At 41.2% G+C, this 26,867-nt stretch carries 22 protein-coding genes; 21 read left to right on the top strand and 1 reads right to left on the bottom strand.

Annotated elements, in window-relative coordinates; genetic code table 11:
- The first annotated feature begins 65 nt into the window (after positions 1 to 65).
- From FPV17_RS19255 to FPV17_RS19230, 6 genes are all read left to right on the top strand, one after another.
- Complete coding sequence (locus FPV17_RS19255) at positions 66 to 878, top strand: alpha/beta fold hydrolase (protein ID WP_144560092.1); 813 nt, start codon at positions 66 to 68, stop codon at positions 876 to 878.
- Between the two features lie 215 nt (positions 879 to 1,093).
- Positions 1,094 to 2,395: an extracellular solute-binding protein gene (locus FPV17_RS19250; RefSeq protein WP_144560090.1), complete on the top strand. Its 1,302-nt coding sequence runs from the start codon at positions 1,094 to 1,096 to the stop codon at positions 2,393 to 2,395.
- Between the two features lie 90 nt (positions 2,396 to 2,485).
- Positions 2,486 to 4,324, top strand: coding sequence for a cache domain-containing sensor histidine kinase (locus FPV17_RS19245; protein ID WP_144560088.1), 1,839 nt, complete (start codon positions 2,486 to 2,488; stop codon positions 4,322 to 4,324).
- Positions 4,296 to 5,873, top strand: a complete 1,578-nt coding sequence (locus FPV17_RS19240) for a response regulator transcription factor (protein ID WP_186370663.1) — start codon at positions 4,296 to 4,298, stop codon at positions 5,871 to 5,873. Before FPV17_RS19245 ends, FPV17_RS19240 begins: the two co-directional genes overlap by 29 nt.
- Before the next feature lie 87 nt (positions 5,874 to 5,960).
- Positions 5,961 to 6,845: a carbohydrate ABC transporter permease gene (locus FPV17_RS19235; RefSeq protein ID WP_186370662.1), complete on the top strand. Its 885-nt coding sequence runs from the start codon at positions 5,961 to 5,963 to the stop codon at positions 6,843 to 6,845.
- Positions 6,846 to 6,858: 13 nt separating this feature from the next.
- Positions 6,859 to 7,749 (top strand): carbohydrate ABC transporter permease, encoded by an 891-nt coding sequence (locus FPV17_RS19230; protein WP_144560085.1) that lies wholly within the window; start codon positions 6,859 to 6,861, stop codon positions 7,747 to 7,749.
- A 163-nt stretch (positions 7,750 to 7,912) separates the two neighbouring features.
- On the opposite strand, the gene FPV17_RS19225 is transcribed toward FPV17_RS19230, so the two are convergent.
- Positions 7,913 to 8,629, bottom strand: coding sequence for a dihydropteridine reductase (locus FPV17_RS19225; RefSeq protein WP_144560083.1), 717 nt, complete (start codon positions 8,627 to 8,629; stop codon positions 7,913 to 7,915).
- A 209-nt stretch (positions 8,630 to 8,838) separates the two neighbouring features.
- Between FPV17_RS19225 and FPV17_RS22450 the strand changes: the two genes are divergently transcribed.
- The 15 genes from FPV17_RS22450 (at position 8,839) to FPV17_RS19155 (ending at position 26,795) form a co-directional block, all read left to right on the top strand.
- Positions 8,839 to 8,973 carry a hypothetical protein gene (locus tag FPV17_RS22450; RefSeq protein WP_269083173.1) on the top strand — a complete coding sequence of 45 codons (135 nt, stop codon included), beginning with the start codon at positions 8,839 to 8,841 and terminating at the stop codon, positions 8,971 to 8,973.
- A gap of 318 nt (positions 8,974 to 9,291) precedes the next feature.
- Positions 9,292 to 9,978, top strand: a complete 687-nt coding sequence (locus tag FPV17_RS19220; RefSeq protein ID WP_144560081.1) for a YvcA-related protein — start codon at positions 9,292 to 9,294, stop codon at positions 9,976 to 9,978.
- Between the two features lie 120 nt (positions 9,979 to 10,098).
- Positions 10,099 to 10,800, top strand: coding sequence for a YvcA-related protein (locus tag FPV17_RS19215; RefSeq protein WP_144560079.1), 702 nt, complete (start codon positions 10,099 to 10,101; stop codon positions 10,798 to 10,800).
- 122 nt (positions 10,801 to 10,922) lie between these two features.
- Positions 10,923 to 11,651: a YvcA-related protein gene (locus FPV17_RS19210; RefSeq protein ID WP_144560077.1), complete on the top strand. Its 729-nt coding sequence runs from the start codon at positions 10,923 to 10,925 to the stop codon at positions 11,649 to 11,651.
- Between the two features lie 125 nt (positions 11,652 to 11,776).
- The gene (locus tag FPV17_RS19205) at positions 11,777 to 12,514 is read left to right on the top strand and encodes a YvcA-related protein (RefSeq protein ID WP_144560075.1); all 738 of its coding nucleotides are present in this window, start codon (positions 11,777 to 11,779) and stop codon (positions 12,512 to 12,514) included.
- 16 nt (positions 12,515 to 12,530) lie between these two features.
- The gene (locus FPV17_RS19200) at positions 12,531 to 14,252 is read left to right on the top strand and encodes a DUF6792 domain-containing protein (protein WP_144560073.1); all 1,722 of its coding nucleotides are present in this window, start codon (positions 12,531 to 12,533) and stop codon (positions 14,250 to 14,252) included.
- Positions 14,253 to 14,266: 14 nt separating this feature from the next.
- Positions 14,267 to 14,596, top strand: a complete 330-nt coding sequence (locus tag FPV17_RS19195; protein WP_144560071.1) for a hypothetical protein — start codon at positions 14,267 to 14,269, stop codon at positions 14,594 to 14,596.
- 368 nt (positions 14,597 to 14,964) lie between these two features.
- The gene (locus FPV17_RS19190) at positions 14,965 to 15,258 is read left to right on the top strand and encodes a WXG100 family type VII secretion target (RefSeq protein WP_035397432.1); all 294 of its coding nucleotides are present in this window, start codon (positions 14,965 to 14,967) and stop codon (positions 15,256 to 15,258) included.
- Positions 15,259 to 15,333: 75 nt separating this feature from the next.
- The gene (gene yukD, locus FPV17_RS19185) at positions 15,334 to 15,573 is read left to right on the top strand and encodes an ESX secretion system protein YukD (protein ID WP_035397435.1); all 240 of its coding nucleotides are present in this window, start codon (positions 15,334 to 15,336) and stop codon (positions 15,571 to 15,573) included.
- Between the two features lie 26 nt (positions 15,574 to 15,599).
- Complete coding sequence (gene essB, locus FPV17_RS19180; RefSeq protein ID WP_144560069.1) at positions 15,600 to 16,904, top strand: type VII secretion protein EssB; 1,305 nt, start codon at positions 15,600 to 15,602, stop codon at positions 16,902 to 16,904.
- Between the two features lie 23 nt (positions 16,905 to 16,927).
- Positions 16,928 to 21,352 carry a type VII secretion protein EssC gene (essC, locus tag FPV17_RS19175; protein WP_144560067.1) on the top strand — a complete coding sequence of 1,475 codons (4,425 nt, stop codon included), beginning with the start codon at positions 16,928 to 16,930 and terminating at the stop codon, positions 21,350 to 21,352.
- Positions 21,353 to 21,380: 28 nt separating this feature from the next.
- Positions 21,381 to 24,521 carry a type VII secretion protein EsaA gene (gene esaA, locus FPV17_RS19170; protein WP_186370661.1) on the top strand — a complete coding sequence of 1,047 codons (3,141 nt, stop codon included), beginning with the start codon at positions 21,381 to 21,383 and terminating at the stop codon, positions 24,519 to 24,521.
- Positions 24,522 to 24,552: 31 nt separating this feature from the next.
- Positions 24,553 to 24,966, top strand: a complete 414-nt coding sequence (locus FPV17_RS19165) for a type VII secretion EssA family protein (protein WP_144560063.1) — start codon at positions 24,553 to 24,555, stop codon at positions 24,964 to 24,966.
- Between the two features lie 265 nt (positions 24,967 to 25,231).
- Positions 25,232 to 25,777 carry a sigma-70 family RNA polymerase sigma factor gene (locus tag FPV17_RS19160; protein WP_144560061.1) on the top strand — a complete coding sequence of 182 codons (546 nt, stop codon included), beginning with the start codon at positions 25,232 to 25,234 and terminating at the stop codon, positions 25,775 to 25,777.
- Positions 25,758 to 26,795, top strand: a complete 1,038-nt coding sequence (locus FPV17_RS19155; protein ID WP_144560059.1) for a DUF4179 domain-containing protein — start codon at positions 25,758 to 25,760, stop codon at positions 26,793 to 26,795. The genes FPV17_RS19160 and FPV17_RS19155 overlap by 20 nt, the downstream gene beginning before the upstream one ends.
- Positions 26,796 to 26,867 lie beyond the last annotated feature (72 nt).

The raw sequence follows: 26,867 nt of genomic DNA, 5'->3' as shown, positions 1-26,867 counted from the left end.
GGGTTATAAAAAAGGAGGTCCACGGTACGCGCTTTAATGGATTAAAAACTAATAGAGGTAAAAAAATGACAATACGCTATAGGCATGTAGACGTGAATGGCATCAACTTATTTTATAGAGAGGCTGGAAGTAGAGAGAAGCCAGCTATTCTCCTTCTACACGGTTTTCCATCTTCATCACACATATACCGAGACTTAATTCCTGCCCTGATGGACGACTACCACCTTATTGCACCTGACTATCCTGGTTTTGGAAACAGTGATCAACCGAGTATGGAAACGTTTGAGTACAGTTTTTATCATCTGGCGCAGCTCGTTAGCAGCTTTACTGAAAAAATCAATCTAGATACCTATAGTATCTATGTCCATGATTATGGCGCGCCAATAGGATTTCGATTAGCAGTTATGCACCCGCAGCGCATTGAAGCAATCATTACGCAAAACGGAAACACTTATGAAGAAGGATTATTGTCCGCTTGGGACCCGATTCGTACGTATTGGGAGAATCCGATGGAAGAGAACAAAAATAAATTGAGACCGTTGCTACAGAGGGAATTTACGGAGCATCAATACCGAAGCGGAACTCGCAACCCTGAACGAATGAATCCGGATGCGTGGAATATGGATCAATTCGTTTTAAATCGTGAAGGCAATGATGAGATTCAGCTTGCCTTGTATTATGACTATCGGAATAACGTGAAACTTTACCCGGTTTGGCAAGAATACTTTCGATCCCATCAGCCCCCGACATTGGTAGCATGGGGTAAAAACGACTTATTTTTTGGTCCTAAAGGCGCCCTCGCATTTCAAAACGACTTGAATGATTGTGAAGTTCATTTACTGAATACAGGTCATTTTCCTTTAGAAGAAGATTTGTAGACAAGTGTAAGTCGTATAAACCATTTTTGAAAGATCGATTTCTAATAACTGTTTAAAGCCTCTGCTGTGAGTGTGTCCAAACGCACACTAGAGGTTTTCTTTAAGTATGGAAGTCGATAAATTTATAGATGTTATATTAATTTTATGGACTTTTTTAACGAATGGATTCTGTCATAATACATATTGAAAGCGATTTCATAAAAGGGGGAGTGAGCTTGTTGAATCGATTAAAAGGCGGGAAAATCGTCTATACAGGTGCAACGATTGGGATGTTGACACTGCTTGCAGCTTGCGGTGGAAGTACAGAAGATGCAGATGGGTCAGGGAATGGTGATGCGGTAGAGCTGAGCTTCTGGGCTTCAGCGAACCCAGATCGAGATGACTTTAAATTAACGATGGATCGAGTGGAACAATTTAATGAAGAACACGATGACATTCAATTAAAGATTGAAACCACACCGCATGCTGACTATAGGACGCGGTTAAATACACAAGCGGCAGGAGGACAACTGCCGGACATTTTTCAAGTGTGGCCGGGAGCGGAACTTCAACCTCTTGTCGATGGGAATGCAGTAGGCTCTCTTAACGCTATTGTGGATAATTGGACTGACAATGGTTTGTTAAATGAAGACGCCCTAGCCGATTTTACGTTTGATGGAGAGGTGTATGCCATTCCTTCTGTTCAGAATCCAACGAGCTTTGTCTTTTATAATGTCGATATGCTTGAAGAATTGGGCTATGATGAATTTCCGCAGACGTATGATGCGTTTAAGGAACTGATTACGGATTTACGTGGAGACGATACGACACCTATTGCTTTAGGCAATTCTGCTTCTTGGGTGCTACAATCGGTTTACATTTCTACAATTGCTGATCGGTTTACTGGCAATGATTTTATTCCACAAGTGCTTGAAGGAGAGCGATCCTTCACAGATTCGGATTTCGTTGACGCTCTTGGCGTGATAGAAGAGCTTGTTGAAATGGACGCCTTTAATGAAGATTTGAACACGATTGATGATAACCAAATGATTGAATACTTTTTACAAGAGCGCTCTGCCATGGTCATTGACGGGAACTGGGGTGCGATTAGCATCTTGACCAATAAACCGGATGACATGAATGTTGGAATTGCTCCGTTTCCTTTAGGGGATTCAGGAACCATCTCCACTGTTTATGGGAATTCATGGTCGCTGAATGCAGACTTATCGGATGAAAAACGAGAAGCAGCTGAGACATTTTTAAAATGGATGTTTGATGAAGAATTTTATCAAGAGCTAATTGGTGTAGGCCGTGTCGTTGCTGCTGAAGTCGATATGCCTGAAGATGCAGATCTTGATCCACTCTTTTTAGATATGCTAGCACTTTCTCAAGAAGCTCCGCCAGCACCAGTGTATGATGCTGTACTTCCTCAGGCAGTAAACAACGTCCTGCAAAATGAGCTGCAAGCGATTACGATTGGACGATCAACGCCAGAAGAGGCCGCGCAAAATATCCAAAATACAGTAAACGCGCAATGATGCTATAGTAAAAGACAAAGAGCAGACCATTCTTCAGTAGAATCGTACTGCTCTTTTCCAACTACTCATATAAAGGGATTGTCGCTTACGATGAAAAATGGGGTGTCGTTTCGTCATTGGAGTTTACGCTGGAAGTCGATTTTAATTTTATTGTCACTGATTCTTATTCCTGCATTAACCATTAGCTTATTGGTTTACTATCAGTCTAATTCCATTTTAGAAAAGCAAGTCATTGAACGGAATGAACAAAATTTACGCCATATTGAGTCGAATTTGCTTGGGGTCATGGAAGAAGTAGAGGAGCTATCAAGTTACATTATCTACAGCCAAGAATTTCGGCAATACTTTACCCTCCCTGTTGAAGGCGATGGCAGTAATCCGGAAGAGATGCAGCGGCTAAGGGATCACATTCGTGGCTTCTTTACGTTCCATCTGAATAATAAGCCGTACTTTCACTCGGCGCAGATTGAAGGAACGAACGGCTCCCAACTTCATCTTGGAGAAAGGATAAGTGGGGATGAAACGAAGTGGGAAGAAGCGGCTAGAGGTGAGCTTGGAAGGGCAGTATGGACAGACCCTTATGTACTCACACGAAGCGGCTGGGAGACAGGAGAGTATACGATCGTCTCGCTTTTTCGGATCATTAATAATCTGTACGATATTACTGAACCGATTGGTGATGTACGTATTCGTTTAGATGAACGAGAGTTATTTTCCCACATCACAAGTGGCTATTTACATCCAAATGATGACATGATTTTGATGCAAGAAGAAGGTCTCGTGCTCTCTCATCGGAATGCCGATCTTGTTGGGGATCAGTTCGCTAATCAAGACGTTGTTCAGAACGTGCAAGAAGGAGCCACACTTTTTCAATATGAGGAAGATGGCGATGTGTATTATGCAGTGGTACGATACGTTGCGGGTACAGACTTATCCCTTATTTCAACTGTAAAAGAAGAGTTTATTCTGAATGAATTTCAAGGTATGCGGCAAACAATGCACATGATCATGCTTGTGGCTGGTGGGATTGGTCTTGTAGCCATTGTTGGATTTATGTTGACCATCATCAAACCCATTACAGAGTTAACAAAAGAGACAAAGCGTCTTGAGGAAGGGGATTTTGCTGCACGCGTGAAAGTGCGTTCGCAAGATGAGATCGGACAATTAGGATCTCGCTTTAATAACGCCGTTAGTCAAATTCAGCGATTAATTGAGACGAAATATAAACTTGAAATTCAGAATAAAGAGTCAGAATTAAAAGCGTTACAAAGCCAAATGAACCCACACTTTTTATACAATACGTTGGACATGATTCGCTGGACAGCAAGGCTGGAGAACGCATTTGAGACTGGAAAAAGTATTGAGCATCTGTCGAAGTTATTTCGGATTAGCCTCAGTCAAGGAAAACTATGTATCCCTCTCAAAGATGAACTGGCGTATGTTCAAAGCTATCTAGACCTGCAAAAACGGCGTTTGGGCAATCAGTTGACATTCTCTGTCTTTATGGAGGCAGGCATTGAAAGAAGCCTGACGTTAAAGCTTATTTTGCAGCCGCTAGTGGAGAATAGCCTTCGTCATGGTTTTACTGAACTAAAACAAACGAATACCATCACCATTCGAGCGTATCGTGAGGGGACGTCTGTTGTCATTGATGTGCTTGATAATGGCGTCGGGCTTCATATGGACGTAAACGCATTTAATCATGCATTACATGACCAAGATCATGGGGAAAAGGGTTTCGCCTTACGAAATACACACCAACGTCTCATAAAAACCTTTGGCTTCACCTGCGGGCTAACAGCAATGGAAACGGATGAAGGGGCACATATTCGTATTCGTATGCCATTCATAGAAAGTGAAGCGGAGAAAAAACGATTCGTTCACGAGGAGGATGTCGATCATGAGCATACGGATGCTAATTGTAGATGATGAGCCAGTGATTTGCCAAGGGCTCGTTCAAACGATTCCTTGGGAAAGCCTTGGCGTGCAGGAGGTAGACATGGCGTTTAACGGAAAGCAAGCGTTAGAAAAACTAGCACATCAACCATTCGATTTGATTCTAACGGATATTTCCATGCCTGAAATGGATGGGCTCGCGTTGGCAGAGCACATCGTTCATGAAAAGCCAGATACAAAGATGATCATTATTAGTGGTTTTGATCACTTCGATTATGCACGGCAAGCACTTCGACTAGGGATAGAAGACTATTTACTTAAACCGGTGGATGTAGACGAATTAATGGCGCTCGTCAAACGAGTAACGAACAAGATTGTGGCACACAAAGAGCGGAAAAATAGTCTCCTTCAAGATTGGATGGCGCAACAGCTTCGTCATAGGCTTTTTCACGCCCCTCTATCTGAGCAGATAAAGGAAAAAAACGAACCATGGACGGGTCGATTCCGGCTACTGATTAACGAGGTATCTGGTTACGCTTATCTACAGAATACCTTGCCAAGCGAAGCTTTTGAGGGTGTACAGGAGGAGGTACGACATGTTGTCGAAAAGACATGTAGTGCCTACGGTATGGAACACGTTTCTCTTTATGGTCATGAAAATGAGCTATTAACCCTTGTGTATAGTGATCATTCCGACATGCTCGAAGGCGGTAAGCTTCGTGAGATATGGGAAGACATCATGGAGCAGAGTCCCTACCCCATTCATGCGGTCAGTTCGTCAATCGGTCAGTCTTTATCCGGATGCTACGATCATTACCAGGAAGGGCTTGGCCTGCTTGATATTGTGCGTGGTCAAGGGTGTGGCCTATTAATAGAAAGTCGAGAGCATGAGAGAGTAACCGTTGATTGGAAGAGTCACAGTTTGTGTTTATGGGAAGCGCTCCTCAAAGGGGATGAAAGCCAGCTAGAAGCGTGTATAAATCAGACGGTGACAAAGTTACTAGATAAAGGGCAGTCTTTCAGCCAAATGGTAGAAGCGTGCCAGAGTCTTGAAGAAGAGCTAAAACGAAAGCTGCAAGAACGGTTGCCTACTAAATCCTTTGATCGAGTGGCGCTACGGTTACAAGAAGAACTGGACCTACGTAAATGGAACACTTCTAATGTCATTGAGCAGCTTTTCCTTTGCGATCTAATCCATTTACTTGGGGAATTAAAAGAAGATGGACAGAACAACTGGATGATTGAAAAAATGAAACGGTATATTCATAAGCATTATCAGCACGATTTGCGAGCAGCAGAAGTGGCGGAGCGCCATTTTATTACACCTAATTATTTCAGTATGCTGTTTAAAAAGGAGACGGGGCAAAGTTTTTCAGAGTATGTTAATGGTCTCCGTATTCAAAAATCAGTAGAGCTGTTGCTGAACACGTCCAACAAAGTGTTTGAAATTGCCGAATATGTTGGTTATAAAGAATACAAATATTTTGTGCAAGTTTTTAAAAAGCAGGTTGGTTTCACACCAACTCAGTATAGGCGTATGAATGCAACGCAAGAAAGAAGAGAAAAACAGATAGAATCGTAACTTTTCGGATTTTTATAAGAGAAGAGTCTCGTTACAATGATTCTAGAAAACGCTTCCAACATGAGGCGATGAAAGGACGTGATCCAGGTGCATTTATTAAAAAGCCGGTGGAAGATTGCACTTGGCGTAATTCCAGCGTTGCTCGTTTACTGTATCTTCAGCATCATTCCAATCTTTATCTCGTTTTACTATTCCTTTATGTCATGGAACGGGTTCTCGCCAATGGAATATGTGGGGCTTGCTAACTTTCGAGCCATTCTTAATGATTCTGTGTTTTGGCTATCCGTTCGGAACAATTTAATTGTTGTGGCAGCCTCTGTCTTCGGACAAATCCCGATTGCCCTCGTGCTCGCTTTGCTGTTGAATCGAAAAATCAAGGGAGCGAAGTTTTTTCGAACGATTGCTTTCCTTCCTGTCGTTATCTCAACGGTTGTCATTTCACTGACGTGGCGAATGATTTACAACGTGGAGCAAGGGTTATTGAACCATCTTTTAAACAATCTTGGTTTAAGTTCGCTTGCGCAAAACTGGCTTGGCAACCCCGATTATGCGATGTATGCAATCGCAGCCGTTATTATTTGGCAGTTTGTAGGTCTCTACTTCATCATTTTCCTATCAGCGTTACAGACGGTGCCAAAAGACATCTTGGAAGCGGCAGAACTAGATGGCGCCACTGAATGGCAAAAAACCCGTTATGTCACGTTACCATCCATTTGGGGTGTCATTATCATCGCCGTGATTCTTTGCATTAGCGGGAGCTTGAAGACCTTCGACTTGATCTTTGTAATGACAGGTGGTGGGCCAGCGAATGCCACGGAAGTAATGGCTACCTATATGTATACAGAAACATTCCAAGGGCTGCGCTATGGCTATGGCAGTGCGATTTCAGTTTTAATTTTCGTCTTTAGTATCGCCATTATCGTATGTGCGAATATGCTTCTAAAAAAACGTACTGGCACGAAACGGGCATAAGGAGGTTTACAGAATGCAAGTAGATCAACAACCAGTATCACCAGTCCCGAGAAAAGAAATAAATGAAAAAACAGCTTGGTTTAAGAAACGGGCATCGCGGTTGCTTATTTATCTGATCTTAATTACATTTGCGGTTATTAATGCCTACCCCATTGTTTGGATGATCCTTAATTCATTTAAATCAGGTCAGGAATTCGCTTTAAATCCATTTGGTTTACCGACAGAATGGGTATGGACGAATTATGTCGATGCTTGGTTTACAGCGAATATTAATACGTACTTTTTTAATAGTGTGTTTGTTGGCGGTGTCGCCGTTATCTTAACGGTCCTATTTGGTGCACTTGCTTCCTATTTCTTAGCAAGATTTCAATTTAGAGGCCAAAAGGTGCTTTATTCATTTTTTATCCTAGGCTTGCTTGTACCGATTCATGCAACGCTTGTTCCGATGTTTATTTTGATGCAAAACATTGGATTACTGGATACTCGATTGGCGCTCATTTTCCCGTATATTGCTTTCAATTTATCGATTACGATCTTCTTATTAACAAGCTTTATGAAGTCGTTTCCTCATGAAATTGAAGAGTCAGCCGTTATGGATGGAGCGGGGGTTTTTAAGATTTTCTGGTCGATTATTTTGCCAATGACACGCCCTGTTCTTGCGACCGTCATTATTATTAACTTCATTAATAACTGGAATGAGTTTAGCTTTGCTCTCGTCCTTATTAATGACGACCTCTTGCGGACATTACCACTTGGTCTTGCTAATTTTGCAGGCCAACACTCTACAAACTATACAGCTCAAATGGCAGCATTAACGATTGTACTCGTGCCGACTATCCTCTTCTATTTATTTATGGAAAAGCAAATTGTTGAGGGCATGACCCAAGGGGCGGTAAAAGGATAAAAGGTGTTTCAACTACAGTGCATTCTGATTAAAGAGACCCTTATCATAGACGTGGACGTAAATGGTTTGCCTATAGTGCAGAATCATGAAACGTGTTGTACCCTTTAAGAGTGTAAACCACGATTAAAACGCGGAAGAATGAACATCACTCTTCCGCGTTTTTTTAATGTGTTACTTCTTCTGAAAGGAAATTCGGTCGTTGCTGCTCGTGTTTATCAAGCATGATTTGCTCTGAATGGACACCTTGCTTACGTAACAATGAGATGTTTTCTACAAGGAAGTCATCGCTTCCGACAATATAGAAGAGTCCGTTTTTATCTTGGGCGAGATGTTTTACCTCTTCGTAATAAGCGGCTCGGTTATCGACAAATTGAGTTGTAAGCTTCTGATTTGGGTTACTTTCAAAGACGTTTGTGAATAAGAAAGCCTTTGATGAATCAACGTTTAAGGAATGAATCTGATTGACGTTGTCGTTACGCTGGAGATAATCAAGTACAAGTGGACGGAATGTGGCTAGACCAACTCCTGCTGATAATAAGTAAATGTTTTTGTTTTCTCGCTTTAGCGGTACATTGGAGTGGGTTTTGAAAAGAGCCACCTCATGCCCCACTTCGAGATTTCGTAAAATCGATTTAAATTCCGAGCATTGCTCTTTAATGCGAGTGGTAATACCAATGGATCCCTCATGGGGCAAAGTGGATATAGACATATGTCGAATTAAGCTACGGTTTGGCTTCTCATCGGCATTAAATCCCTCTAGCGCAAAGTGTGTGTGTGAGCCTTCTTCCCATGTAAACCCTTCAGGACAGTCAAGCATATAGGTTTTCACTTCTGCTGATTCCTCAATAATTTGATTAATCTTCGTCCAATAGATCTGCATATGATCGTCTCCTTTTCAGTGAGCTTCCTATTAGCAATAAGTATACTACGAATGATAATCATTATCAATTACTGATTTGAATCATAGATGCTAGATACTCTTTGTTATTTTTTTGTTTTTATCCAACATATTCTATTTTTCTTCGCTAGATATGGTGGTGAAGAGAGAAGATAATAGGATCAAGCACGTTGAACTTAGGAGGAAAGCATATGGGTTACATCCACTCTGAGAAGAAATGGACAAAAGCGTGGAGACCGTTATCCATTATCGGATTTAAATATTTTTATGATGAAGATGGTGGTCTTTATCGTAAGGCTGGAAATAAATTGAAGCGGGTCAAATAATAAAGGAAGCTCTGTCAGGATGTCGATCATCTGACAGAGCTTTTTTGTTTAGAAGGAAGGGCTACAAGCGTTCATTTAAAAGATGGGTGATTGCATAGTAAATAAATAGAAGCCGAGTACTCTATTTCCGATTTTAAATAGATTGGATTCTAGCTTTTTCCTTTAGTATATGAAAAGAATTAAGAATCAGAAGACAGGTGACAAAGGCCTTGAAGCCTTTTCAACGAAAGAAAGATCGTTTATCCTAAAATGTAGAAATAAACAACTAATGATCCATACATAAAAAATACCCTGATCCGTTAGAAAGGGGAGATGACGGTGAAAACGTGGCTTCTTATAAGTACACTGTGGGCAATGTTGCTAATTGTCGGATGTAATACAGCCAATAACCAAGAAGAGCCACAGGAAGGCCCTAGTACTGAACAACCATCAGAAGAGGATGAAGGAGTGGACAATGAGAATGAGCGTCTAGCAGTGGAACATGAATTTACAAACAACTTTTTAGTGGAGACCGATGTGGAGCCAGGTTTTCACCAAATGAGAGGGAAGCTTGATGGCTTTGAGATGTTAATTCCGGAGAATGGGATTATTTCTGATCTGCTTCATGCAACTGAAAACAATGATGCTGAAACAGTCATTTACACGTTCAATAATGAGCCTGAAAAAAAACTATACGATGTTCAAGTTATGTATCAAAGCCACTATCCTGAAGGATTAGAACAAAGTTATTTGAATGTGTTTAAACATGCTAATAATTTTGAAGGGGAATATGAGTATACAGAAGTTAATGATTTGGAAGTGTATTACGGGAGCTATGATGATGAAGATGAGTACGGCCCGTATTTGAAATATTTTGGTTACCTATTTTCGGCTGACAACAATCAATCAATTTCATTTTCTTTTACAGTTATGTGCCAAGGGGAAGAAAATTGTAACTTTAACCATGAAGAAGAAGCGGAAATGGCGGAAAAGCTAATGTATTCTATTCGTTTGTTAGACCAATAGGAAAGATAAGAAGCTCTTTCAACAAAAAAGAATTGGATATCTTAAAATAGGAAATAAACAAATAATTATTCATACATAAAATGAAATGATACCCTGATCCGTCAGAAAGGGGAGATGACGGTGAAAACGTGGCTTCGTATAAGTATACTTTACGCAGTGTTGCTAATTGTAGGATGCAATACTGCCAATAACCAACAAGAGCTTGAAGAAGAAGAGGAACAGGAAGGCCCTAGTACTGAACAACCATTAGCAGAGCATGAAGGAGTGGGCAATGAGGATGATCGTTTAGCTGTGGAACATGAATTTACAAAAGAGTTTTTGGTGGATACTGACGTGGAGCCAGGTTTTCATCAAATGAGAGGGAAGCTTGATGGCTTTGAGATGCTAATTCCGGAAAATGCCATTATACCTTCTATGCTTCATGCAATTGAAAACAATAAAATTGAAACCTTAATATATGCTATTAACAATAACCTCGAAAAAAAGCAATACAACGTACAAGTCATATATCAAAGTAAATATCCTCAAGAATTAAAACAAAACTATCTAAATGTCTTTAAAGACGAAATGGGCTTTGAAGATGAATATGTACGTGTAGAAGCCAACGATCTGAAAATTTATTATGGTAAGGTTGACGACAAGGATGAGTACGGCCCTATTTTAAAGTATTTTGGTTATCTGTTTTCAAAGGAACAGAATCAGGCCATTACGTATGAATTTGTGGCTATGTGTCAAGGGGAAGAAGAATGCGATATCCCTCTTGAAGAGGAAGCGGAATTGGCGGAAAAGCTGATGTATTCTATTCGTTTGTTAGACCAATAGGAAAGATAAGAAGCTCTTTCAACAAAAAAGAAGTTTGGATATTTTAAAATAGGAAATAAACAAATAATTATTCATACATAAAATGAAATGATACCCTGATCCGTTAGAAAGGGGAGATGACGGTGAAAACGTGGCTTCGTATAAGTACAACACTTTGCGCAGTGCTGATAATTGTAGGATGCAATACTGCCAATAACCAACAAGAGACTGAAGAAGAAGTGAGCGGAGAAGAGAAGCAGGAAGATTCTGATGCTGAACAAATGCCGGAGGACGATGAAGCTGAACAGGAAGGAGTGGACAATGAGGATGATCGTTTAGCTGTGGAACATGAATTTACAAAAAGCTTTTTAGTGGAGACCGATGTGGAACCAGGTTTTCACCAAATGAGAGGAAAGCTTGATGGTTTTGCAATGGTGATTCCGGAGAATGGGATTATTTCCGATCTGCTTCATGATATTGAAAACGATGCAATTGAAACACTTATTTATACGTTTAATAATTTTAGTGAAAGAAAATTGCATGATGTTAAACTGATGTATTATAAAAAATACCGAGAAGAAGTAAAACAAAATTATTTAAATGTCTTTAAAACTGAAGTAGGTTTTGATGGGGAATATCAATATGCAGAAGCTAATGGTTTAGAAATGTATTACGGGAGCTTTGAGGATGAGGATGAGTATGGTCCGTATATGCGATATTTTGGTTACCTTTTTGCCGAGGATAGGAACCAAGCGATTTCATACACGCATACTGCGATGTGCCAAGGTGGAGGAGAATGTTCCATCAGCCTTGAAGAGGAAACAGAAATAGCGGAAAAGCTGATGTATTCAATTCGTTTGTTAGAACAATAGGAAAGATAAGAAACTCTTGCAATAAAAAAGAAGTTTGGATATCTTAAAATAGGAAATAGACAAATAAACAAATAATTAATAATACATAAAATGATACCCTGATCCGTTAGAAAGGGGAGATGACGGTGAAAACGTGGCTTCGTATAAGTACACTTTGCGCAGTGCTGCTAATTGTAGGATGCAATACTGCCAATAACCAACAAGAGCCTGAAGAAGAAGTGAAAGGAGAAGAGAAGCAGGAAGAATCTGATGCTGAACAAACATCAGCAGACGATGACGCAACACAGGAAGTGGAGGGCGAAGGAGTGGACAATGAGGATGATCGTTTAGCAGTGGAACATGAATTTACAAACAGCTTTTTAGTGGAGACTGACGTCGAACCAGGTTTTCATCAAATGAGAGGGAAGCTTGAGGGCTTTGAGATGCTAATTCCGGAAAATGGGATTATCCCTTCTATGCTTCATGTAATTGAAAACAATAAAATTGAAACTTTAATATATGCTATCAATAATAACCTTGAAAAAAAACAATACAACGTACAAGTCATATATCAAAGTAAATATCCTCAAGAATTAAAACAAAACTATCTAAATGTCTTTAAAGACGAAATGGGCTTTGAAGATGAATATGTACGTGTAGAAGCCAACGATCTGGAAATTTATTACGGTAAGGTTGAAGACAAGGACGAATACGGCCCTGTTTTAAAGTATTTTGGTTATCTTTTTTCAAAGGAACAGAATCAGGCCATTAGCTATGAATTTATGGCTATGTGTCAAGGGAAAGATGAATGCGATATCTCACTTGAAGAGGAAGCGGAAGTGGCGGAAAAGCTGATGTATTCTATTCGTTTGTTAGACCAATAGGAAAGGTGATTTGGGTATGAGCAGTGTTTTTGATGATGAAATGGTGCAAATGCGAATTACAGACCTTGAGTATAAATTCCCGGAGATGACCGATGAGGAGATCATTGAAGCGATTGAACGAATATACCTTGAAGAAATGGGGAGGCCCATTGATACGAAGATGAATATTGGTCGAATGGACGGCAATTTCGAGTCATCGGATGCAAAAGGGACAGCAATCGTCTTAGCTAACAAAGGAAATTCGGATGAAGTGAATGAAGTGGTATTTATCTCACGGGGGAGTGTCTCCACTGAAGATTGGGTCGACAATTTGTTTAGTATTGGTGTCGGTACGGGAGGCGCCCAATATGCGAGAGACACAAAAAATTTTCTTGATACTATAACTGAACAGCACGATATTGAGAGAGAAGTTCCTGTCTACGCTCTCGCTCATTCAAAAGGTCACAATACGGTAGCGGCAATTCAACTTAAAGACGCCTATTTTACAGAAGTAAACACATTTAATGGCGCCCAGTCTAACGCGATTCAACAGATCCATTATGATAATGGTTTTAGATTAGCAATAGGTAGAGAATTTAATATACAAGATTTGGATGATGAGAGTGTCCAATCCATCCCCCCTGCAGAACTAGAAGCGTTCGCTAAGGAGTATTACAAAGACAAAGAGTCTAGTATCCATCAAACCCGCTCCAAGAGTGATTTTTTGTATGCGCTTGATTCCTTTCCGTGGATGTTTGCTGTGGGCAATGTCACAACGTATCGTACAGACCATGAGAACAAAGGGTTTGTGGGGGCAGTGGAAGCGATTCCTCAAGAAGAGCTGCAGGCGTTGCTTGATTTTTTAGCCCCATACGGCCATGTTTATGGGGGTGAAGGGGTTGCTGGTGTCATGGACGAGGCGTTTAGCGATGCATTGACTTATTACAAGGATCATCCTAACGCTGATCCGCTTGATTTTGATACGATGAAATCAACAGTCTCTGTTCTCGTCGATGAGTTGGAGACCGCCGGGTATTTGTCTGAGGAAGATGCGAGCCAGTTGAGATGGGAATTGCAAATTTTTCTGACAGCAACAGAAGGGGTTTATATGAGGGTTCATGAAGGTGAAGGTACGTCAATTTCTCGATTCGTAGAAGATGCTATTTTTACTGGGGTTTCATATAAGTTAATGATGGAGAATCAAATTGCCTCGATCAATACGCTGTTTGAAGGAGTGGCCAAATCGGCGGAAGCGCACCATAAGCTTGAGGCGCTTATGAATGAAATCGCCGAGGGCAAGTCTTATCATGGTGGCGACTTGTATTTGGAAGGTTCAGCTGGTGGGGACGAAATTAAGCTTAATTTGAGCAAGACGTTAGACGCGTATGAAGCAGTGCAGAAGGTTCTCGATCAACAAGATACGCTGCTTGAACGCTACTTGGCTATGATGGAGCATGAGTATATAGACTTTTATCAACATAAGAAGAAACAATTAGCTTCAAAGATGAGTGTGATGGAGAGCAATTACCGCAGTTATCAGCATTTGTTGCCTAGCTCTTACGGTGGGCTTATCACCAATTTGCATTTTCGTGAATCGTTTTTGCCGCTGGAAGGCGCGCCACTTGAAGGGGTTGCTTCGTTAGTCAAGCAAAATCGGGAGTCCATCGGTGAGAAAGCGGAGGCGATGCGTCAAGCAGTGGAAGAGATGTTTGATGTCGACTACAATGTGGCGGGCATGTTTACTTATTTATCAGGTTGAGGGAAGTGTCATCGATGAATACATTTGGTTATAGTGGGACCTATACGCTTGAACAAGCACGAACACACGACGAGAAACGAAACCTTGTGGTGGAACTGTTGCAAACGAAGATGGACAAGCTTGGCGAGTTGAAGCAGGATGTCCAAGGCATTCTTGACTCGAGCAAAGGGGAAATCATTTTGGCGACTATTGAAGAGTTGGAGTCTGAGGCGGTAAAAGGACAGGGCCGTATCCAAACGGTGGTTGACGAATTGATTCGCTTTCATTGGAAGTTTGAAGACGTCATCGATCATGGGAAAACGCAGCCGTTTACGATTACCTATACAGAAGTGCCAAAGGATTAGCACTAGCTGTTGATCGGCTTCTAGTTGAAGGCCATCACTTCTTGAGTCCTATCAAGAAGACGAAATAAAGGGCAATCATTTAGCAGTAAGTCTATTTTCTATTGGCTCATTTGTTTGCCTAAATAAAATTAAAATAATTATTTTTATAAAAGATGCTTCATAAGTTGCTTGTCAACACGGTTAAAGTATACGAAATAGAGCTGTTTGATTAGAACAATTATTCTGGTTCGAAAGAACTATTTGAAGTGTGAGAAAATTAATAATATCAGTACTATATTACCATTTTACGAAAATATGTAAGATGATGGTTGACTAGTAAAATCTTCACTGGCTACCATGAGACTATAAAACGAAAAGGAGGAGTTAATATGTCTGGATTGATTCGTGTTACACCTGAAGAACTTTACCAAAAAGCTGATGACTATAATCGCTCAAGTGGAGAGGTGCATGACCTCATAAGCAGGTTAGATGGTTTCAGAGATCAGCTACAAGGTATGTGGGATGGTCAAGCTTCTGAAGCGTTTGTTCAACAGTATGACGAATTAAAGCCATCCTTTGTCCGTATGGGCGATTTGCTTGGCGAAGTATCTGAGCAGCTACGCAACAGTGGACGGACCCTTGAAGAAACAGATCAACAAATTGCAGGCAACATTCGCGGTTAATTGGTCAGGAATAGAAACAACTGTGGGCGCAATTTTTTTACAATTGCGTCCTTCCTTATGAAAGGGTGGCATTTGATGTACATCACTGTAACGGTTGACATGAAACGGTATTCAGGAAAACGGTTTGACTTGCGGCTATCTGATCAATATACGGCAAAAAAAGTCGTTGATCTTATTTGGAGCATCGAGGAGCTTGAAGTTCCTCAGCGTGATGGGAGTTGGATCCGTGTTCAAAACAAAGAAACTCATGTCTACGGTAGCCAAGTACTCGCTGAACGTGGTGTAACAAATGGAGACCGCATAGAGATTTTATAGCACTGGTTGAAGGGATCGGACATGGAATGGACAAAAAGCGATTTTATTTGGAAGAGCAGACAGGTGCAACCTTTATTAGGGACCCTGAAAGAAATACATACACACTAACATTTCAAACTGCGGAAATTAAGCAATCTCATTCGTTAGAATCGGAGTTGTTAAAGCAACAAGATCCGCTCCTCAAACGTACAATTGCTGAAGATGAAGATGAGCTTGTGATTACTGTTCATCCACAAGAGACAATGTTGCCTTTTAGTAAATTTCGAAACAAAGGTGACTATGCAAAACAAGTTATTGGCTACTCACTTATTCGTGCAGTTGTGGAGCATTCTAGTTCCAGACTACATTTAATTGTTTGTCCGGAGAATGTATTAGTAACAGAAGGGCTTGACATACACTTTATTCATTATGGCATTAAAGAAAGTCTTCCGCCTTATGAAAAAAATGAAGATAAGCTGTTTGCGGAGCTAAAGACAACATTGCTTGTATTGCTTGATGGTGAGTATCGCTTTAGTGAGTACATGAGTTTTACAGACACGATGAAACTATCGGCACGAGCAAAAAAATTGCTAGAGACTGAAACAATTGATGCGCTTTTGAATTGTGTCGAGACGTGGATCCATGAAGAAGAACAGCGCGCTAGACAAGTACATATGGTGCCGAAGAAAAAGTGGCGCTTGCAAAAAAGTTTGTTTTTTGCTGTGGCAGGGTTGCTTGTTCCGACTATTATCTATACCATCTATGTGCTTTTTTTCCTTCATCCACGTTACGATGCTTTTATTGCGAGCAATGAAGCCTATATCAATAGTAACCCTAGTGAAGTCATTACTGCCTTGGAACCATATAATCCGAGCCAAATGCCTCGCGTCGTACAGTACCAGTTGGCTCAATCCTATGTCGCCAATGAAGACTTGAATATGGATCAAACAGCAAATGTACAAAATACATTGACCCTTCAAGCAGAACCGCTCTATTTTGACTATTGGATCACGATTGGTCGTGGTGAGTATGAGGAAGCAAACGAAATCGCACGCCAATTGCAGGACGGAGAACTAGAGATGTATGCCAATTTAAAGTGGCGAGATGCCGTTCGTCAAGATACTAGCTTGTCCGGAGATGATCGTGAAGAATTACTGAACGATATTCAAGCGGATATTGACCGTTATCTACGAGAGCAAGAAGAACGGGAAGCGGAAGAAGCGGACGCAACTGCAGATGACACCGAGGCTGAAGAAGACAATGAGGCGAATTCTGAACCAAACGAGGACGAAGAAAATGAGCGTGACGATGACGCTGAACAAAACGAAGAAGAAGAGAACGAAGATGAATAGGGGCGCACGTAGGAGGTGGGACAATGGATCGATTATGGGTATTTTATGATAAGTATGTGCAGCAGCTTGAATTAAGCCAAACAGAGCGTTTGTTAGGCTCAAGCGAGGACGTCGACTTACTCGTTCCGCCTCTCCGAGCTAAGATTATCGCTAAAATCGCTCATGACCAGAAGCAATGTGTACTTGATAGTGAAGGTATAGGTGAGCATATTCTAGCTGCCGGTGAGACCTTTCAATATAAAGAAGATAACGTTCTTTTCACATTCGTGTATGAAAGCGAACCCATAAGCGAATGGGTGTATTACATAGGGAAAGAAACATTCCTTTCGATCGGGCACGAGGGTTCAGCTGACATCGTGTTGCCGAAGGAAAGTCCTACTTCGTCATGTGCATTAATTAAGCAAGACGACTGTTGGTATGTGTATCCAGAAGAGCATGCCCGTGTGTTTATGAATGGAGAAATTCTAACAAAGAAGCAACCAGTAAAAAATGGAGATATCGTATTACTTGGCTATACAATGTTTGTTATTAAGGAAAGCGATTTATTGACGATTGAATCAACGGAGCCTATACAAACGAGACTCTCTCCCATAGCCGTTCCTACTTCCGAAAGTAAAAAGAAGTACCCTGAGTATCGTCGAACGCCGCGAATTATTTATGAAGAACCAAAAGAAAAAGTGAATTTCTCCATTCCGGGTCAGGAGTTGGACGATAACCATCGAGCCCTCTGGCTCATCGTATTGCCACCACTAGCGATGCTCATTGTAATGGGAATCGTTGCTTTGCTCATTCCCCGGGGGATTTTTATCATTATTTCGGTCACAATGTTCACCGTAACGCTCATTACTTCGACGGTCAATTATTTTCGAGAACGGAAAATCCGTAAACAAAAAGAAGAAAAGCGTCAACGTGTTTATACTCGCTACTTGAAAGAGAAACGGGTCGAACTTCAAGAAATAGCTGATAAGCAACGGCATGTACTCGACTATCATTTTCCATCTTTTGAGGAAAGTAAATACATGGCAGCTAACTTAAATCGTCGTATCTGGGAGAAAACGGTCGGTGACGATGATTATTTGTATGTCCGTGTTGGAAAATCGTCCATCCCAAGTAGTTTTCAAATTGGTGATCCAGGTGGCGATTTAGCGAATCGAGATCGTGACGAGCTGCTAGAAGAAGGCGAAACGTTAAAAGAGCATTATTCCTATATTCATGATGCGCCCCTTAGCCTCAGCTTAGCGAGCGGTTCTATTGGCTATGTCGGCCAACTGAAGACAATCCAACGGGAAGTCGCTCAAATGGTCGGGCAACTTACTTTTTTTCAAAGCTACCATGATCTTCGTTTCGTTGCTGTTTTCAACGAAGATCAGTATGCAAGTTGGGAATGGATGAAATGGCTCCCTCATTTTCAATTGCCGCATATGTATGCAAAGGGATTCATCTACAATGAACGGACACGGGACCAACTGTTGACATCCATTTATGAAATGGTACGAGAACGGGAGTTGGAGCAAAGCCAAGGCAAACCAAAGCGTTTCATGCCTCATTTCGTTTTTTTAGTCGCCAATCGCAGCTTGATTAGTGACCATGCAATCATGGAATATTTAGAGGGACCGGACAAGCTTCTAGGGATGTCGGTTATTTTTCTCACGGATGCACAAGAAAATTTAACTGAATATGTTCACACAATCATTAAGGCCGTCAATCAAAAGGAAGGCGAAATTGTCATTCGAGAACGGAAAGCGGAACATAAACGCTTTACCTTTGATTCGCACGATGCAATAACCAATGAGTGGTATGCCCGCTTGCTAGCATCATTGAATCACCAAAGAGGTATGAGTCGATCGATACCGGATATGGCTTCTTTTCTTGAAATGTTTGGCGTCGATCACACAGAAGAATTAGCAATAGAACGCCGGTGGGAAACGACAAACAGCGCCGAATCACTTGCAGTGCCTGTCGGATTTAAAGCGAAGGATGAACTTCTTGAGCTAAACATCCATGAGAAGGCTCATGGGCCCCATGGTTTGCTAGCAGGAACAACCGGTTCAGGGAAAAGTGAGTTTCTGCAAACGTATATTTTATCGTTAGCCGTTCACTACCATCCCCATGAAGTCGCTTTTCTTCTTATTGACTATAAAGGTGGGGGAATGGCACAGCCATTTAAAACGATTCCTCATTTGCTCGGAACGATTACGAATATCAATGATAGCAAGAATTTTAGTATGCGAGCGTTGGCATCAATCAAAAGTGAATTACGAAAACGGCAGAGATTATTCGACCAAAATGTAGTAAACCACATTGATGACTATATGGAATTGTATAAAAATAAACAAGTTATGGAACCAATGCCTCACCTATTCATCATATCCGATGAATTTGCGGAATTAAAAAACGAGGAACCTGAATTTATTCAAGAACTCGTAAGTGCAGCACGAATCGGACGGAGCCTAGGTGTCCACCTTATTCTTGCGACACAAAAGCCAGGTGGCATCATTGACAACCAAATTTGGAGCAACGCTCGTTTTCGCGTCGCGTTAAAAGTACAAGACGCTCAAGATTCGAAAGAAATTTTGAAAAACCCCGATGCGGCTAACTTAACTGTAACAGGGCGGGCTTATTTACAAGTCGGTAATAACGAGCTATATGAATTGTTTCAATCTGCATGGAGTGGTGCGCCGTATTTGCGAGAAACTCATGAAGGTGAAGAAGATGTTGCCTTAGTTACGGATGCAGGGCTAGTACCTATATCCAACGTCCAAACAGTTGCTAGTAAAAAAGTAAAGAGCATCACGGAAATGGAAGCGGTTGTGAAAGAGATCAAAGTAACAACGGAGCGTTTAAGCATACAAAAAGCGTCAAGCCCATGGCTTGAACCGCTTGAAGAATGGCTTCCCCCTGTACAAAAAGATACAGAGGCAGGTATGTTTCCTCTGGCGCTTGCTGATGAGCCAGAAACACAAAGGCAATTCGATGTTCAGTATCAATGGCTAAAAGACGGTAATGTTGCTGTCTTTGGATCTGGTGGATATGGGAAATCGACAACGCTAATGGCATTAATGCTTTCTTTTGCCAAGTCGTTTAATCCAGAAGCGCTTCACTTTTACATTTTTGATTTTGGAAATGGAGCGTTGTTACCGTTTAGGCAGCTACCTCATACAGCCGATTACTTTAAAATTGATGAAAAACGTAAAATTGAGAAAGCGATTGCCTTGCTAAAAGCAGAGATGGACGATCGCCGCGAACGATTCCTCGTTCAAGAAGTCAATAGTTTGACGATGTATAACCAAACAGCAACAGAGCCTTTGCCTGTTCTCTTTATCTTTATTGACAACTTTGATTTGATCAAAGAGGAATATGAGCAATTGGAATCCACATTTATTCAATTTGCTCGCGATGGGCAATCGTTAGGAATTTATGTAAGCTTAACAGCTACAAGAGCGAATGCCTTGCGTCAGCCGCTCATGAATGCGATGAGAACGAAAATTGTCCATTTTATGAATGACCGAAACGATGTCATTACATTGCTTGGTCGGAGTAAGTACGAAATCGAACCAATACCTGGACGCGCCATCATAGCGAAAGACAGCCATTCCTTTACACAACTATATTTGCCAGAAGCTGGTGAAAATGACATGGAAATGATGGAAGCAACAAGACAGGCGATCGCCCAATTAGGACGGCGTTACCAAGACGCTAGGCTGCCGGAAAAAATTGCAATGTTGCCTACACAGCTTTCGTTGGAAGCTTTCAGAACACGCGTTGGCGATCCAGGCGACAGTATTCCTTTTGCTCTTGATGAAGATACCGTTAAGCCAGTATTCTTACAATCAAAATCGGAGCCGCATTTAGTAGTTGTTGGGCAGCCAAGGAAAGGGAAGACGAACGTTGTCAAAGTTCTATTAAACTACTATTTGCTACAAGAAGTAGAGGAGATTGGATTAGTTGATGGCGTGGACCGCAAGTTGTCTTCTTATGTAGGGCAGAAGCTTATTTCCTATATAGATCAAAAAGAACAGATCAAAGACTGGGTGTCAGCGACTGAAGAAAAAATGACTGTTCGAGAACAAGCTTACATGGATGCGTTAAACAATGGAGGAACGGTTACCGCTTTTCCACCAGTGTTATTAGTAATCGACAGCCTCATCCGTTTCCAACAAACAGTTGATGCGACCATTCAAGATAAACTAGCGAAGCTAATCAAAAATTCGAGCCATCTAGGTTTTCGAATGATTGTATGTGGCAACTCTGCAGAATTCACGAAAGGCTTCGATCCTCTGACTGCAGAATTGAAATTGGTGCGTCACTATATAATCGTCATGAAAAAGTCAGACCAAACCCTTGTCAATCTTTCTTTCACGCGAAATGAAGAGGAGATCGCCCCAGGTTTTGGTTACTATGTCGTCAATGGAATTGAGACAAAAATTAAAATACCAGAAGCTCCATAACCAACGGAATTTAAGCGAGGTGGTTTACGTGCAGAAAAAACATATCGTCAAGCTGTTATTGCTTGTAGCAATCATCATTGCTATCCCTTTTGCCTTTTTTCAGTACATAGGGCAAGAACCTATGAGAGAAGAATTAAAAGCATCCGGCAAAATGGTAGTAGTTAATGAGGACAACGGATACCAATATGAGGAAAATGAACCACTTATTTTAGGTAATGATATTGTATCCACATTGCAAGGTGACTCGGAATATGAATGGGTAGTGGCTGGTAGAGCTTCTGCTCAAGCTGGATTAGCGAACCAAGAATATGACGCGATTGTCTATATTGATTCTTCTTTTTCCGAGAACATTATGTCGTTTCAAGATTCACTCCCAAATCAGGCGAGTGTAAATTATGAAATCTATAACAATTTAAATGCAGAGAACCAAGAACGGGTGCAAAAAGAATTAGAGAGTGCCCAATTAAAAATGAACCAGCAAATTAGCACACAATATTGGCGCTATGTATCCGAGGAAGTGGACCGAGTTAGAGGAAACTTTACTGACGTGTTGCAAAAAGAAGTTGACTTTTTAAATGAAATGTACTCATTTTACTCGCCAAGTTCACAAGAATTAGCTGAGGAAATTGAGGTGCAGCGAAGCCGTCTTGATCAGTATTTTTCAGCTACTTCGGATACAGCCAATTTATCGGAAAGCTCTCGTGCGAATCTAGAAGAAGCCCAAGAGGGATTTAACGAACTTACTGATGCAATGGATCTTTACATGAATTATCACAATGAGCAAACAGAGATGATGCTACAAGCGAACACTCAAAATGGCGACCTTGTCAACCAAGCAGTGAATGAGTTCCAACAAGCTTTACAAGCAGGAAGCGGAAATGTACAAGAAAGTCAGAGTGTTTTTGCACCACAATTTTCCAATGATGGTGATAGAGTCGTTTCTTTGCTCGGTAACTGGGCCATCGGTTCGTATAAATTTACTGACGATATGAATCGATTTAATCGCAACATTAACCAAGTATATGCTGCCCAAGATGAAGCAGTTGATCGCATACCAAATGCACAGGCTGAACTAATCGGACAATATGCAAATGCAACGCAAGAAGAACGGGCAGAAGCGCAGTTCCGCCAAACGTTATATGTACGCTACCATTTATCACGGGACGAGGATCCACAGGAAAGCCCTTCTCGACCTGAACAGCCGGAAGAAGTGCTAGAGCCGATTGATGAAGACCTTCTAAACGACATAGAAGAAACGATTGCTGAAATCGAAAAATTAGTCGGTAGATTAAATCCTGGAGAAATAGACATTCCAGAACCTGATCCAACAGAACCAGAATCACCGTCAGAACCTGATCCGGATAATGGAGACAGTGATGAAAATGAGCAACCAGCGCCAGGAGATCGTGATGATAATGGAAACGGTGATGAAGATCCCCCTTCACAGCCAACAGAGCCTCCAAATGAGGAAGAGAATAACGAAGGCGGGAATGAAGAGGAGGAAAGAGACGAAGAGTCTGAACAAGAGCTTCCATTAGAAGAAGAGGAGCAAGAAGATTTAAATACAGCTCTTTCCTTTACGCCGTACCGTGCAGAATTTGTTACTTTTTCTCAGGATGAACTGCAACGGGTATGGACAAAGGCAATGGAACTACTTAACAACATGGAACCAACATTAAAAGTAGCGCAGTGGAGAATAGAGGACCATAGAGAAGTGACCGAGGCATTTCTTGATTATGTAGAAAACCTTGAAGACTATGCATCACGTTTGGAACAATATGTTGAACAGCTTGAAGCGCAAGTGATTGACCCAGTTATTGAGGAAGTTCGCAGGCAAGAACAAGCCGTTTTCAACCGAATTGGTGCATCGCCTTCCTTAATTGACAGTCCAATCCTGTCAACAAATGTACAAGAACTACTTACCTATTATGGAGAATTAGCCAAATTAGATTGGGCATATAGTCAGCTAGGTAATTTAAATCAAGACCGAGTGAAGCAACTTGTCGATGAAGACAATCGTGTCCGTGAGGTTCAGGCTACTATTGATAGGGCACGACAATCCGTCAGTTCGTTTATGGGCAACCAAGCGCAGCTGGAGGAAGCCCAACAATCCGTGGAGGAAGCAGAAGTAGAGTTTACTCAATTTGTTGCGGATGCAAATAATGTGCTGAACGAGTTAGAGCAATCAATTGCTCAAGAACAACAAGCCATTCTCGAAGAAGTGGCGGCAATGGCGGAAGCGAGTAACACTATTGGCGAGAATCTATCTGAAAGCTATGAAGCGATTACTATAGAACCAGCACCGGTGGATGGCTTAAATGGGCAAATGGTCGTTTCCAATCAACAAATGTCATTAGATGAAGTTCAACAATTAGGAGCATCCGTTGAATCTCTTAGCAACCGCCAAGATGATATTATTGCTCAAACAGAAGATCTTCATAGCAATGTGACTGAAGTTCAAGCCAAATCAGATAATTTGAACTCAAGATGGTCAGACAACGTTCAAACAACGGAACTGGTTTACGAAGACATTCACACGATTTTAGCCAATGCTTTGACTGATGGCCATCACAATGACTATGTCTATAACCATCTTTCCAGTCCTGTTGGTGTAAGTGGAGAGCAAGGAACGGGACCAGCTGAAAGGCTAACACCACCAATCGTTGTGCTTGTCATTGTATTACTATCAAGTTTGCTGATTGGGTTTTTAACACACCACTATAGTTCGGTGCCAATCTTGGTTAATCTTTCGTTGTTTAGCATGTTATCAATCATTGTTGGTTTAGTCATAAGCATTTATGGCTTATCAATTTACACGATGAGTGGAAGCCAATCGATACAATGGACCATTATTACGGTTCTCTTGATCTTGGCAACAGCTGGCCTAATCCGTGTTGCCTTTATGGCTGGTCCGTGGGTTGGATGGCTACTTAGTGTTGCGTGCGTCCTATTCTTTACAAGCCCGCTCCTTGATATGGCCATGCCAAATTTCAGTACGAATAATCTAATTGCGGAACTCTATATTTCCATTCAAGCAAGCTCGCAAAATGCATTTCTTACAGGCATGCTTCCATTGGCGCTCATTGCAGCGCTAACGATTGCCGTTCCAATCGTTCGTCATGCGGTCGTAAACCGCAAAAAAGAAGAGGATGACGTTTATGAAATGTAAAGCCAAGGTTACGGGGATAGGAGTATGTTCAGTGCTACTCCTGTCTTCGGTAATGCCAAGCTTTGCCCAAGAAGAACGAGTGGAACCTGGTGTTTATAAAGAGCGGGAAGTGTTGTTAGAGCTCCGTCAATACAAACCAGAAGCGGAACAGCGGGAAATTAGAGTGCCTGAAGAACAAAAAATACTCACATTTACTCAGCCTCTAGAAGAAACATACACGGAACTTCAAGATACCTTGTTTGCAAGTAATGCTGAAGCGAACCACGAGGAAAATGTAGCTGCTAGCGCCGGGTTGTTCAACGAGGAGAAAGTGTTGGCGCGGCATGTGGTGCCGGTAGAAGAAAATGGAAATGTGCTACCATGGATATTAGCAGCTGTAGCGACGGTGCTTGTTTCGATTTTATTGATTTATATTATTCCTAAAACGGCGCAATTAAATGAGTAGCTATGTGTCCAATAAGCTGAACGATAAAACAGGTTAAACGACACGTATAGAGGCTTCCCCCTCCACATAGTGCAGTAGTAGAAGCAGGCAACATTTAAAAGTTCGTTTCTATTATGAGATGTTCGAAAGAGGATTAATTCATCTACACAAAGAGCCTTTTGGTTGCTTAAGCAACCAAAAGGCTAATTTTTGTGAGTAATTTTACTAACTTGAAACTTTTTATGGGCTGTAGTCATTCTAATATATGAGAGGAGGAAACACCTAAATGAAACATAATCTATTGACAGTGAAAAAAGCCGTAAATGGCGATGGAGGAGCACTTGAATCGTTGCTTGTAATGGAAGAGAGAATGCTCTATGCAAAGGCCCTTTCATACGTTGGCAACAAGGAAGATGCCCTCGACGTTATTCAAGAAACGGCCTATCGTGCTTTTATAGGCATAAAAAAATTGCGCAATATTGACTATTTTTCAACGTGGTTGTTTCGGATATTAATACGAGAATGCTATACGTTGTTGAAAAAAAAGGGTCAAATGATTCCGTACGATGAAAGAGAATTGATGATTCGGTTGGAAAGCAAACAGGATAAACCGAATCATCACCCCATCTTGGAAGAGGCACTTTCTCAATTGAAGCCGTCTTTTCGAGTAGTCATTATCTTGTTTTATTATCATGATTTGTCCATAAGTGACATTGCAGTGATTACAGATAAACCGGTAGGGACGATTAAGACAAATTTACGTCGTGCTAGAAAGCAATTAAAAATAGATTTAGAAGGGAGCGACTTAGTCAGTGAAACAGCTACATACTGATATTCCAATTGAAGAAGTTCGCAGCGCCATTGTGACAGGGCTTGATCGAGGACGGAAAGCGAAGAATCGTAGAAAAAAAGGAGTTTACGCTGTCGTAGGAATTGCTGCTACTAGTACTATTTTAGTTGGCTCAGCGTATATGTCACCGGCTCTTGCAAATAATTTGTCATACATCCCCATCATTGGCTCAATATTCGGCAATTCCGATGTAATTGGCTTACAAGAAGCACATAAAAGTGGTTTATCAAGTCAAGTGGGTGAAACTCAATTAGTAGACGGGATTTCAATTACCCTTGAGGAAGTGATTTATGATGATAGTACACTCTCTTTCAGCTATCTTATAAAAAGTGAAGAACCATTGTCGGATTATTACTTTGGTGCAGGAGCTGAGCTTACAATTAATGGTGTTTCTCCCTCTACTTATGGTGGAAGTTATGGAGAAGAGCATCTTTCAGACACCACACGTACAGCCATTCAGACGATTGGCGTAACCGATGAAATGCCCGATCACTTTGAAGTAGGATTGGTTTTGCATGGAGAAGAGGGGGAATCATGGTATTTCTCAACACCTGTCCAAAAGGTCGATTCTGAAAAAATAGTCGTTAATCACACGCAAACGGTTGATGGCTTGACTGTAACAGTACCAGACCTCTCCTATGGAAAAACAGGATTAAATTTAACGTATCAAGGCTTTGATGAAAGAACAGATGTTGAACAGAGTTTCGGAATGGAGATGGAGTTTCAAGTTGTTGATCAAGATGGGAACGAAATAAATGGTATGGGGGGCGGCGTTTCCGGTAACATTGTACACAATAAATTTGAGTTTTCGAGCATAAAATCGTTTGATCCGATCGATGATACGGTAACAGAATTGACGATTACGCCTCATGTTGTATTACCGACAAATGGGGGCAGTGTCCAAATAGATGAAGATGGGAATGAAACAAAGCAGCCGTTTGATGAAAAAGTTGGTGAGCCACCGACATTTACTTCTTTTAAAGTAAAACTAAAAAATTAACCTATAAGCAGGGAGTCATTCCTTGCTTATTTATGTTTTTTAAGAGGAAGGGGGTTTTTGTTATAGATAACC

The sequence above is a fragment of the Shouchella miscanthi genome (assembly GCF_007725405.1).
Taxonomy (GTDB): Bacteria; Bacillota; Bacilli; order Bacillales; family Bacillaceae_D; genus Shouchella; species Shouchella hunanensis.
The sequence above is the reverse complement of the archived record's forward strand: the minus strand, read 5'-3'. Positions and strand labels throughout refer to the sequence as shown.